Source organism: Streptomyces sp. PTL18 (assembly GCF_059510295.1).
Genome location: NZ_JCAJZO010000026.1, coordinates 35,614 through 47,053, shown reverse-complemented (window position 1 = coordinate 47,053; position 11,440 = coordinate 35,614). Strand labels below are relative to the sequence as shown.

Here is an 11,440-nt window from a genome sequence, read left to right as displayed (position 1 = left end):
CCCTGCGCTCCTTCCAGGGGTCGTCAGAGGGCGCGGCCGAGGGCGCGGAGTTCGTCCAGGGAGGACCCGAGCGCGGCAAGGAGTTCGGGCATGAGCTGGAGGGCCTGGAGCAGTTCGGCGTCGCTGGTCTCGCTGATGGTGCGGTCGCCGTCGAGCAGGGTGCGGATGGTTTCCTGCTGCTGCGCGAGGCGGGTGTCGAAGTCGCTCAGGCGTGCCTGGTGTGCGGCCGGTTCGGTGCGGGGCTGGGCGGTGTCCGTTTCGGGGGGCAGCTGGACCAGGGCCTGCATCACGGTGTGCTCGGCTTCCCGGCGCAGGAGTTGGAGCAGGCCGGCTCGCTTGGCATGGTCGGTGATGTCCGGGGTGAGGTGGATCTCGGTGAGCGCGTCCCAGGCGGCGATGACGCGCTCCTGCACGTCTTCGCCGATCTGCTGGTAGACGGTGTCGGGGTCGGTGAGGTTGGCGTGGGTGCGCGGGAGCCAGCGGCGCCAGTAAGCCTGGGCTTCGAGTGCGTAGTCGGTCACGGCTGTGGCTCCTCTGTGCTGCGTGGTGATGCGAGGGTGTCAGGGTTCACCTTCTGATTCCTGGGTGCTTCCCGTGGGGCGGGAGGGGCGCGGTTTTTTCTTCTGAGTGGGTCGCCAGACGGGAAGGGTGCCTGGCTGCGCGGATGTCGGGGCGGGTCATACGGGTTCGGCAGTGCGGGCCTGGTTCGTGTCCCGTGCGGGTGTGGGCGTGGCGGCCGCGAGCTTCGGCGTCGTCGCAGGGTGGCTGGCCTGGGCGGGGTGCTGGTGCCAGTAGCGGGCTAGGTGTCGGGCGCCGCACACGATGGCCAGGCCCATGGTGATGCCGCAGACGGCGAGTACGGCGGGTAGGACGTGGAGTGGGACGACGGCCACGATCAGGCCTGCCAGCGGGTAGGGAAGCAGGCCGATGACCCACAGCACGCTGACGGTGGCCCCGAGGGCGTGTCCTGGGATGACGAGCGTTCTCATGGTGCGCAAGACGACGTTGGCCGCGCACTCCCCCGCCACGATGGCGGTGGCAGCTACCGCGAAGGCGGCGAAGGTCCCAACGGTGCCGACTGTGACGGAGGCTGCGGCGAGGAGAATGCCACTGGGTATCAGGAGCGGTGTCATCCCCCAGCGGTCGATTCCTCGGCGGGTGATGGAGGTGGCCAGGAGGGTTACCACTGCTGCCGCGGTCCACATGGTTCCAAGGTCGGTGTCGGCCTTGTGGTACTGGTGAAGGGCGATTCCGGGTGCGGAGGCGAGCAGCAGGGCGACCAGGATCTGGACGGCGCCCATGACGACGGCGATCCAGGCGATGACGGGGGTGCGTAGCATGCGCCATCCCACGGCCATCGACTTCAGCGGGCTCTGCGGTGGGTGTTCATCGGTGGGCTGGGGACGTCCGACCGTGAGCAGGGGCGCTGCGCACATGGTGGCCAAGGAGAGGAGTGCGACTGCGACGAGAGCGGCCACCGGGTGCTGGGCGACGAGTGCGGCGGCGCAGAGGGGGCCTATGAGCAGGGCCGCCTGGTCGATCTGCATCTGGCGTGCCTGGATGCGGTGGACGTCGTGGCCGGACTGCACCTGGGTGCCGATGACCTCGCAGGAGAGGAAGGAGAACTCAGCAAGAACTCCCCCGACTGCTCCGAAGACGATCACGGTCCACCACTGCTGCGGGTGCAGCAGGAGGAGCCCTATGACCGCCACGGTGAGTAGGGCCCGAAGCAGTGAGGCGGTGAGGAGGATAGTGCGGCCTCCGATGCGGTCGACCAGAGCGCCGGCCACGGGGAGGATCGCGATGCGGGGTAGCCACTCGGCGATGAAGGCGATGCCGGAGTGGCTCACGCTGCCGGTAATGGCGAGGACAATCAGGGGCAGCGCGTATTGGGCGATGGCGGTGCCGAGCGCGTCCGTGGCGCGGAGCAGATTCGTGCGGTGGAGTTCACGCATGGTGTGACGCGTACGGCCCGGACGGGCGCACGCTCGTCCCTCCTGTGGACGGGGATGGCTACTGACGCCGGGATGGATGGTGTGGGAGGTGGCGTCAGCCGGTTCGACGCGTGCGGGCTTCTCGGGGCGCGTGATGTGCCGGGTCGGCTGCTGTGCTGGGCGAAGGCGGCCCGCCAGTGGCAGTCGGCTCCTTGGTTACGGCGACCCTCGTGGGCGTGGGTATGTCTCCGAATGCGGATGTGTAGAACCATCGGCCGGCGCTCATGTGGGTTTGCCTCCTGGGGTCATCGGCCCGCGGCGGGGCTGGGCGGACTCACCGTCTTCAGCGCGTGAGCCGCGGGCAACCGTGTGCGGGGCAATTCGTGCTGGCTTCCCGCCTGGCGAGCAGCGAGTTTCTCGGTGTCTCGCTGGGCGGGAGGGCGCGTCGGCGAGTATCGGCGGCGAGCCCGTCGCCTGAGGCGCGGTCCAGGATGTGACGTGATTGGGTGTGCTGGCGGACGGTGAGGGGCAATGATGCTCCCAGGGTGGGAAGAGCGTGGGGCTAATCCCGCCCACCGGGCCCAGCGCATGTGCGTTGGGGCGTGCGGCGCCTCTTCGCTTCCCTTCTGGCGGGAAGCTGGGGCGAGGTTGACCGCCAGGCGGTAACCTCCGCGGCGAATCTTCGAGCAGCGTCAAGTGCCGCTTGTTGCGCTGCGTATCCGCTCAGACTGTGCCTCCGTCATCTGACGTGCGGGAACGTTCAACGGACGGGATGGGCACGGTAGTTCTGCGGGCTGCTCGGCTACTGAACGTGTCCGGAAGTTGGACCTCCGGTGCCCATTTCTTCTAGATCCTCGGTCGAGATGCGACAACGATGGAGGGCATACAGCGAGCCGCTCGCATATGTCGGTGGCCGTTTTCTCGGGGAGGCTGACAGTGAAGGAAGCGGTCGATCGCGCGACAGGTGCCTCGGCGCACGCGAAGGTGTTCCGGGTCCTGACAGCTCTGGAGGAACTCGGGCCCGGGGCTCATGAGTTGCGCCGGATCACGTCCAAATCAGGCCTTCCCCGCTCTACTGTGCAGCGCATCCTCGCCTGCGGGGTTGAGGAGGGGCAGATCGAACTGCGCGGCCAGGGCCTGTACAGCATCACCCCGCACAGTGGCGCGCTTCGGGGCCTGCGGCTGCCGCAGGTTGCTTCGCAGGGTGCCGATCCTGACCTGACCCAGCTGCAGCGACAGACCGCTCAGGTCGTCCTGATGTTCGTGACTGTCCCACTGGCACGCCGCCTGTGGGTGGATACTGTGTACGGTCGGCGGTACGACTTCGTGGAGGCACTCACCTCCGAGGACAGCGCGGCGCTCGAGCTCTCCCCTCTGTCGGCCGACGCCGCCGGGCTCGTGATCAGCGCGCACAGCGAGGACGAGACCGTCAGCAGCCGCTTCCGGGAGATCCAGGAGCTGGGTACGTGCTTCACCCGGTCCCCGCTGCCGGGCTGGTCGATGATCGCCGCTCCGGTGTACGGGCGGGCTGGCCACGTCGAAGGGGCGCTGGCCCTGCTCGGCCAGCACCCCAGGATGTTTTCGGAGAAGACCCGCTTCTCCTATGAGGTCCTGCGTACAGCCGCTCGGGTCAGCCGGCGCTCGGAGAACGCGCTGCGGCCCGTTCGCTCGTCCTCACAGCTTGCTCCGGTCGCCTGAGCGGAGAACGGCCGGCGACTGTGATTCCGACCGGTCCGAGGCCCAAACGGACTGTCGGTCACCAGCCGTGGTGGGAGTGTTGGCGAGCCGCCGTGGATTCCTGGGACTCGGGATCGGGAGCACCTTCCCGTTCGATGACTGACATGGTCACAGCCCTGAAGCCATGGTCACGCGCATGGGAGGGGATGGCGGTGGTCAGCAGGGCGGACGCGTAGCCCTCCGCCCCCACGAGGATCTCCCGGACGACGCCGTCCTCGTCGTCTGGATACTCAGTCGGCTGCGCCAGCAGGTCAGGGACCTTGCGCAGATATGCCTCCTCGAGGTCTGGGTGGCGTGCGATCTCCTCGCGAATGCGTCGCAGCTGCGGATCGGTCTGAGTGTTCTGGAAGACCAAGGCGAACTGCGAGAGAGCCGGCAGCATCCATGAGTCTTGCCACTTACCCAGCATGTGCGGAGCATCCGGGTGGAACAGTGTCCATCGCAGGGTGTTCACCGTCGGGTGGTTGAGCGGGTGTGGTGAGACGGCCTCGAACAGCCGAAAGTACGCGTCGTTGGCGGCCACCACGTTCCACGCGCCATCGGTGAGGCAGGCCGGGTCGCTCTGCCGGTGGATATGAACGTTGGTCCAACGCTCAGTCAGTTCCAGAAGGCGGGCATTGCCCGAGAGGGCACCGGGCAGGGGTACCAGGTGACCGGTCAGTCGATAGAGCTGCCGACGGCCGACCTCGTCCAGGTGCAGAGCTCGAGCCAGGTCGTCCAAGCGTGTCCGCGGGATCGCCTGCCGCGCGCTCTCCCAGACCCTGTACTGGCGGTCGCTCATGCCCAGTTCCAGGGCAGTTTCCTCCTGCCCCATCCCTCGAGCGTCCCGCGCATTTACCAAGAACGCGGTGAGACCTGGAGCCAGCGGCAGATCACGGCGTTCCTCCCGTCGCTCGCCGGAGCTGCGAGGCGTGCACCGGTCGGCCGCGGGGCGCATCATCGGGACGCGCAACGCCGATGCGGTGCGCGGTGATTGGCTCTTAAAGAGGACCGAACTCCTAGCCATGCTTCCCCCTGTACTGGTGCCGCATTGCGGCGGCATCGCGGCCTGGGCGCACCATGTACGTCAAGCGCCGCTGTCGGCGTTCGCTCCATCCACGCGGGCAGTGCGAGGCCGAGATGCATCAGGACGCTCAGGGCGACCGTGCGGCTGTCGGAGATAGGTCCGTCTCCTGCGGCCGGCAATGGCTGGCTGGCCATGGAGGTTCGTTCTCCTGAGCGCGATGCCGTGGTGATCCTGGAACCGGCGCGCCTGGGCACTGGCCGGGCAGCCGCTCGGCAGCCGAAGCGCGGAAGGCCGCGCGGGCGGGCGTCCGCCCGGTTGACTGTCGCGGCACCCACACTCCAGCACTTCCCCGTGAAGGCGGAGACGGTCTGCCGAGGAGCCCGTTGGCTCAGTCGACTGCTCCAGCCGCTTCGGGAGCTCCCTGCCACCTGTATCGCGTCCTTCAGTCCTCTACTGCGTTGGAGATGGCGCCAGGCGAAGGCGCATCCCATCTAGTCCGTTGGATGAGCGACTTTGACCTTATGCGGACCCATCCCGATCTTGTCAAGTACATTGGATGATTGGGCGGCATTGATGATCCACTATCTAACCAAGTAGATTCGGGTGGGACACAACGGCTGCTGTCCCTGGCTAGGAGTAGTGATCCGACGAGATGGGTGAAGCGCCCACCAGCCGCGGGACGGTCGCCGACCGCCTGACGTGGCTAATCAAGAACCGGTACCCGAACGGCACCGGCCCCTCGACGTATGAGGAGATCGCGAACCGCAGCAGGGAGTTGCCCGCCCTCGGCAAGGAGGGAGGCGAGAAGGGCATCAGCCCCCAGACGGTGCTGAACATCGCTTCAGGCAAGGTAAAGAACCCGGGAGTCCAGACGCTGACGACTCTGGCCCGTGTCTTCCGCGTGAAGGTGAGCTACATCCTCGGCGAGACGGACGAGCCGACCGCGGAGGATGGGAGTGGTGGCGTGTCCCTCGAGCGCCTCGCCCAGCAGCTGGACTACCTCTTCAAGGTAGTGGTCCCCGACGGCCGAGACCCCTACACGGAGGCGGAAGTCGCGCGCGCCATCTCCGAACGGGGCTGCACCATCGCAGAGTCCGTCATCCGCGACCTGCGGACCGGCCAGGGCACGGCCGATCCCTCTCATGACCTGCTTGCCTGCCTCGCAGACTTTTTCATGGTCCCAGTCGCCTACTTCAAAGACCCGGCGACCAGCAAGAAGGTGTCCGAGGATCTGGAGCTGCTCAGTGCGCTCAAGAGCGTCGGAGCCCGCAAGGTCGCCATGCGCGCCATGGCTGACCTCGACGAAGAGGATTGTCAGGTTCTCGTGCCCATGATCAAGCACCTAGGTGAGGCCGGCCGACGGCAGCGGATGTGACAGATCCCGGAGGCTGGGCGGCCGCTGTGCCGCTCGGCGGTTTGCTGCCAACTCGGCTGATATAGGCTGCTAGTTCGCGCCTTCCGATGCACCAGGGCCACAGCCGGACGACGACGGGGACGCCAATGGAATACGTGCGCTGGCATTGGCCGGCGATGCACCCGGGGGAGGGAGCGGGGATGGACGACAGGACACTTCTGCGTCACTGCGCGGGGGTGGTCGAACAGGTCGAGATCCCCGCGCCGTACGACACGAATGCCCTTTGCGACGCCCTGGAACAGATCAGGCAACGGGAAATCTCGCTGGTGCCCATGGCCATGCCGACTCGGCCTGGCAGCCCCTGCGGGCTCTGGGTTGCCACAGACGATGTTGACTACATCCTGTACCAGAAGCACACCAGCAGAGCCCATCAAGCTCACATCGTCCGCCACGAGGGCGGCCACATGCTCCTCGGACACAATTCCGTCCCCGCTCAGGAGCACGAGGTCACCCAGCTCCTGATGCCCAACTTGGACCCGGCATTGGTCCAAACTGTACTCGGGCGCACGGTGTACACCTCGGTGGAAGAGCGCGGAGCGGAGATCGTGGCGTCGCTTCTGCCCATGCACGCGCGCAGGGCCGCGGCGCAGGCCACCCGCCGCCGCCCGCTTTCCGAGGGCGAGCAGAGGCTGGTGAACCATCTTGAACGATCACTTGAGCGCAACGCGGGGGGATTTTAGGTGCTCCACAATGTCGTCTATGGCATCTTGTCAGTCGTCACCTGGGGTGCCTTCTTCTACAAGGCCAAAGACCTCGTCAAGGACTGGCGGAATCCGGAGCTGCGGCTCCTGAGTTTGGCCATCGCATCCTTTGCCGCTCCCTTCGTTCTGGCCGCGCCCTGGCTCTATGTGCGGCTCGACGCTCTCTTCGGCTACCACAACCTGGTGACCCTGCCGGTCTACCTGTCCGTGGCGACCTGCCTCTCGTCCTTCCTGGCCCTGCTGGTGAGTTGGTCCTCCGCCCAGTCGAAGGTTCGGCTTCGGCACAGGCTCATCGTCGGGTATGCGGTCATTTCAGTCATCGCCATGGTCATCCTCTTCCTGATGGGCGATGTGAGCGATGCTGAGCACCCGGTCGACTTCGACGCCTACTACGCCCACACCCCATACATTTCAGAGTTCCTCCTCGTGTACGCGCTGCTGTTCGCGGTCAGCATGTCGGCGCTGATGCGCCTGTGCTGGCGGTACTCCAAGGCGGTGGACAAGCCCTGGCTCCGCCGGGGTCTTCGTGTGGTCGCGGTGGGAGCGGGCTTCGGCCTTGGCTATGCAGTACCGAAGATGGTCTCCCTGCGTTGGGAGACTCATCTCACGGACATCGTCAACAGCTACGTGGCGCCCATGTCGGCCAGCATCTCAGCAGGCTTGTTCGCCGTTGGGTTCACCATGCCGGCCTGGGGCGTAGGGCTTGACCGCGCACGCCAGTTCATCGCCGATGCCAGGGCTTACCGCACCCTCCACCCATTGTGGAACGCGGTTGCGCAAGCGTTTCCACAGATTGTACTGATCGAGCCGCCAGCCGCCCGCGAGGAACACTGGGGCGCCCGGAACTTGCACCGACTGTTCGGTCGTCTGGTCATCGAGGTCCGGGACGGACGCATGGCCCTGCGCTCACACCGCGATCCCGAAGTTCAGCACACCGGGCGAGACTTGAAGTTCCTGGTCAGCCGCCAGGTCACTGAGATCCGCGATGGGCAGCTCCTCCTCCTTCCCTATTACCAGCCGCAGATCGCTTCCGAGGCTCGAACCCGTGCGAAGGCGGCCGGGCTAAGCGTCACCGATGAAGAGGCCGTTGTTGAGGCCGCTCAGATCGCGGCCGCATTGCAGGCGCTTGTCTCCGGGCGCACGCTACCTGAGGCAGCAGTCGAAGCTCCTCACGATCCTGCTGACGGGGACATCGAGGAGGAGCAGGCGTGGCTCACTCGGGTCGCGCGGGCCTACCACTCCTCCCCCATCGTCAAGGACTATCAACCCGTCGCAGACGGACAGCCGACGGACTCTGTCACGGCATGAAGCTGTCCAACTTGTTCAGCGAAGCCCTTATGGCGGATCCCCATGAGGGCTTCAGACATCTGCGCGCCGCCGGAGCCGTCCATGAGAGTGTCACCCCGGACGGCGAGGCAGTATGGGTCATCACGCGCTACGCGGAAGCGCGGGAGGCGCTTGCCGACTCACGGCTGTCGCTGAATAAGGCCAACGCGCGTACACGAGGCGAGTACCAGTCATCCATGCCTCCTGAACTCGATGCTCATCTTCTCAACATGGACGCCCCTGATCACACGCGCCTTCGCCGCCTGGTCTCAAGGGCTTTCACGCCACGCCGAGTGGAAGCGCTTCGGCCCCACATCCAGAGGCACGTGGACGAGCTCCTCGATGCAGCCCAAGGGTCTGAGGTCGACCTGATAGCCGCACTGGCCGAACCGCTGCCGATGGGTGTGATTTGCGACCTACTTGGCATCCCCGCGGGTGACAGGAGCGACTTTCGCGCCTGGACCAGCTCGCTCATGTCCCCGCGTCCTGGTGCCGCGTCCGAGTCGCGGGCCGCCATGAAGAACATGTACCAGTTCCTCGCGAGCATCCTGGAGGACAAGAGGCGCCACCCGACAGATGACCTCCTGTCCGACCTGCTTGAGTCCCACGAGGAGCACGACCGGCTCACCGCAGCCGAACTGATCTCGCTCAGCTTCCTCCTGCTCTTCGCCGGCTATGACAACGCCGTACATCTGATCGGGAACGGCGTCCTCGGCCTGCTGCTGTATCCCGGCCTTTTGAAGAGTCTGGGTGACGGGCACCTTCCATCTCGCCTCGTCATCGAAGAGACGCTGCGCTGGAACCCGCCCTCCGCGCTTGGGGTGCGGCGTTTCGCTCTGCAGGACGTCACGATCGGCGGTACCGAAATCCCTACTGGAGGACGCGTCTGGATTGCGCTGATCTCCGCCAACCGTGACGAAGCACAATTCGAAGCTCCAGACGATTTCAACCCACATCGCAACCCTGGTCATCTCAGCTTCGGGCATGGTGCTCACTACTGCCTAGGGGCGTCCCTGGCGCGTCTTGAAGCGGAGATCGCCCTCACCACTCTCGTGCGCAGCCGACCCGACCTGACCCTGGCCGTGGAGCCGGACGAGCTCAGGTGGTGGCCGTCATTCCACAAGCGAGGACTGCAGGAACTACCTGCCCGCTGGTAGCTGCCCCTTCTACATTCGGCGCGTGCGCACCGCCCGACAGGTTCGCGGGCAGCTCCCTCGCAGAACGAGGCGGTCAGAGGTGCGGCACTGCGCGCACAGGCGACACACAGCGCCCCGTAACCCCTTGCAGCGCCCCGGCGTTCGCGAATTAGGCTGATAACCTCTCTCCGCCAGAACGAGGGGAAACGAGGATGCAGCCGACCGAACGGCCGGGCCATCGGCAGCGGTGGCCGCGCTGGATCCACACAGCCGGTGAACAGCTCGCCATACGTCACGAGTCCCAGGCTGCCGCAAGGCGGATCCGCACAGAGCTCGGCCGCTCGAGGGTCTGCACCATCGACGGCTTGGTGGAGCACGTGGCCGAGCGCCGCGGGAAGCCCATCGCCGTGGTGTGCATCGACATGCCGGACACCATCAGCGCCTTCTCCCTCGCCACCAGGGATCGGGACTACATCGCAGTCGATAAGCACGACGCTGAGCTCAGCCAGGTGAACTCGACAGTCCACGAACTAGGGCATTTCCTCTACGACGGCAGGAACGAGGGCGTGGTTCCGGCAGGTGGCGCCAGCCCCTTGTCGAGGGAGTTGGCAGTTCGCCTCACGCCGGCGCTCAACGTGGATGAGGTCACCGCCTTCTTCATGCGCTCTCACTACGAGTCCCCGGTGGAACGCGCGGTCGAGACGTTCGCCACTGTGGCGCTGGACCGCATGATCGCCCTCCGGACGCCCGACAAACATGGTTTCCGCCTGACCTTTACCCACCGGAGCACTGGTGTCTGAGAGCACCGCGACCGCGGTCTACCTGGCCATCGCGGCCCTTCTCCTGACGGCCGGGGCCTGGAAAGCATTCGTCCTTCAACGTCATCTTGCCCCCGAATTCGCCGCGCAGACCGTGGCCCACGTGTTGGGCGGCGTGGTCTACGTGGTGGCCTCTCCTTGGGGGTACAGGAGAGTGGGTTCGGCCCTCGGCCAGCCATGGTTCCCCACCCTCCTGGTCTACCTGGGCATTTTGTTGTGCTTTGGGACATGGCACATGCTGACGATTGCTTGGACCCCGCTGCATCCGGACCGGCCGGAGCAGACGCGGCGCTCGATCGCGGTTTGGTCGTTCGCCTATGCCCTGTCCATCGCGGTCATGATCGTCACGTTTCTTCAAGCTGATCTCACCGGGCCTGCCGACCCGCTGAAGTTCAACACCGATCAGGTGAAAGGCGATCCGTACGTCATCGTCTTCCTTGGTGTCTTCCTGTTCATGCTGGCTTGCGGAACGCTGACCGCCAGTCGCCGATCACGTCGTGCGCGGCCGGACGACGAGACGCTCATGCACGCGCTTCGGTGGTACTCGGCCAGCCATCTCGTGGTGTTCGGATACGTGGTTTGCTCGGCGCCTGCGGTTGCCGCCGCCGCGATGGGGCACCACCAGCTCGACGCCGTGGGCGTGCTGGGCTCGGCTTTCGGTAGCGTTGGGACCATCATGCTCTGCTGGGGCATGAGCGGTGCAGCGTTGAGCCAGTGGCTCGCTGAGCGCCGTGACCTCGCGGCACTGGAGCCCTTGTGGGATCTCGTCGTCACCGGCGTCGACGAGAAACTGTCTCTCGAGCTGAGACGGACAGAGCCGGAGGAAGGCGATCTCGAATCGGCAGACGAATCCAGGCGGTCCAGGCCGAGCCGCCTGATCGGGGTGCGCTGGACACTCACCCGAATGTTGATCGAGATTCTCGACGGGATCCGGCTGCTGGAGCGGCGGGGCTGGATCCGCGACCTGCCCGGGCAGGCGGTCGCAAGCCTCCACAAGGAGGCCCTGCAGACCGAAGCCCTGCGAAGCCAGCTGCGCCTGAGCAGGAAAGGCTTGTCCCAGCTTGAGCTCGAAGCAGCCGTCACGGCAGCAGTCCTGCGTGACGCGGTCCAGCGTCTCCAGGCCGCTGGACCTGATGGCACAGCACCAATTGTGGCTCCCGGACCTCAACGGTTCGCCCCGGGCAAGAAGACGCCTGCCCCCTTGGAGAGGCGGCGCCAGGTGCTCATTGCCCGAGCTCTCTACTCCCCTCTGGTGGATTCCTCGTTGCAGATAGTCGGCACTGTCCGCAGGGAAGAAGGAGCGCCCAAGACCTCCCCAACGGCGCGGTAGTCTCACGTCCGGCCGCTATTTTGCGGTGCAGATGTTCG

Annotated in this window: 10 protein-coding genes; 7 read left to right on the top strand and 3 right to left on the bottom strand. The window is 66.0% G+C overall.

Annotated elements, in window-relative coordinates:
- Positions 1-23 precede the first annotated feature (23 nt).
- Both AC5WS8_RS32555 and AC5WS8_RS32550 read right to left on the bottom strand, forming a co-directional pair.
- Positions 24-521: a hypothetical protein gene (locus AC5WS8_RS32555; protein WP_496107104.1), complete on the bottom strand. Its 498-nt coding sequence runs from the start codon at positions 519-521 to the stop codon at positions 24-26.
- 156 nt (positions 522-677) lie between these two features.
- The gene (locus AC5WS8_RS32550; RefSeq protein ID WP_496107103.1) at positions 678-1,955 is read right to left on the bottom strand and encodes an MFS transporter; all 1,278 of its coding nucleotides are present in this window, start codon (positions 1,953-1,955) and stop codon (positions 678-680) included.
- 915 nt (positions 1,956-2,870) lie between these two features.
- On the opposite strand from AC5WS8_RS32550, the gene AC5WS8_RS32545 reads away from it, so the two are divergent.
- Positions 2,871-3,632: a helix-turn-helix domain-containing protein gene (locus tag AC5WS8_RS32545; RefSeq protein WP_366902735.1), complete on the top strand. Its 762-nt coding sequence runs from the start codon at positions 2,871-2,873 to the stop codon at positions 3,630-3,632.
- A gap of 58 nt (positions 3,633-3,690) precedes the next feature.
- Here the strand turns inward: AC5WS8_RS32545 and AC5WS8_RS32540 are convergent, their stop codons facing one another.
- Positions 3,691-4,608, bottom strand: a complete 918-nt coding sequence (locus AC5WS8_RS32540) for an MmyB family transcriptional regulator (protein ID WP_496107126.1) — start codon at positions 4,606-4,608, stop codon at positions 3,691-3,693.
- Positions 4,609-5,329: 721 nt separating this feature from the next.
- Between AC5WS8_RS32540 and AC5WS8_RS32535 the strand changes: the two genes are divergently transcribed.
- From AC5WS8_RS32535 to AC5WS8_RS32510, 6 genes are all read left to right on the top strand, one after another.
- A complete protein-coding gene (locus tag AC5WS8_RS32535; protein WP_496107102.1) occupies positions 5,330-6,052 on the top strand; it encodes a hypothetical protein in 723 nt (240 codons plus the stop codon).
- A gap of 179 nt (positions 6,053-6,231) precedes the next feature.
- Positions 6,232-6,771, top strand: coding sequence for a hypothetical protein (locus AC5WS8_RS32530; protein ID WP_403822854.1), 540 nt, complete (start codon positions 6,232-6,234; stop codon positions 6,769-6,771).
- Positions 6,772-8,100, top strand: coding sequence for an MAB_1171c family putative transporter (locus AC5WS8_RS32525; RefSeq protein WP_496107101.1), 1,329 nt, complete (start codon positions 6,772-6,774; stop codon positions 8,098-8,100). It begins immediately after the preceding gene.
- Positions 8,097-9,275, top strand: a complete 1,179-nt coding sequence (locus AC5WS8_RS32520) for a cytochrome P450 family protein (RefSeq protein WP_496107100.1) — start codon at positions 8,097-8,099, stop codon at positions 9,273-9,275. The genes AC5WS8_RS32525 and AC5WS8_RS32520 overlap by 4 nt, the downstream gene beginning before the upstream one ends.
- A 191-nt stretch (positions 9,276-9,466) precedes the next feature.
- A complete protein-coding gene (locus AC5WS8_RS32515; protein ID WP_496107099.1) occupies positions 9,467-10,054 on the top strand; it encodes a M78 family metallopeptidase domain-containing protein in 588 nt (195 codons plus the stop codon).
- A complete protein-coding gene (locus tag AC5WS8_RS32510; protein WP_496107098.1) occupies positions 10,047-11,402 on the top strand; it encodes a DUF6545 domain-containing protein in 1,356 nt (451 codons plus the stop codon). Before AC5WS8_RS32515 ends, AC5WS8_RS32510 begins: the two co-directional genes overlap by 8 nt.
- Positions 11,403-11,440: the final 38 nt, after the last annotated feature.

Excerpts from the sequence above, each read along its gene's own strand:
- AC5WS8_RS32540 (WP_496107126.1), bottom strand. The coding sequence starts at position 4,608 with ATGCGCCCCGCGGCCGACCGGTGCACGCCTCGCAGCTCCGGCGAGCGA.
- AC5WS8_RS32530 (WP_403822854.1), top strand. The coding sequence starts at position 6,232 with ATGGACGACAGGACACTTCTGCGTCACTGCGCGGGGGTGGTCGAACAG.
- AC5WS8_RS32535 (WP_496107102.1), top strand. The coding sequence starts at position 5,330 with ATGGGTGAAGCGCCCACCAGCCGCGGGACGGTCGCCGACCGCCTGACG.
- AC5WS8_RS32515 (WP_496107099.1), top strand. The coding sequence starts at position 9,467 with ATGCAGCCGACCGAACGGCCGGGCCATCGGCAGCGGTGGCCGCGCTGG.
- AC5WS8_RS32520 (WP_496107100.1), top strand. The coding sequence starts at position 8,097 with ATGAAGCTGTCCAACTTGTTCAGCGAAGCCCTTATGGCGGATCCCCAT.
- AC5WS8_RS32550 (WP_496107103.1), bottom strand. The coding sequence starts at position 1,955 with ATGCGTGAACTCCACCGCACGAATCTGCTCCGCGCCACGGACGCGCTC.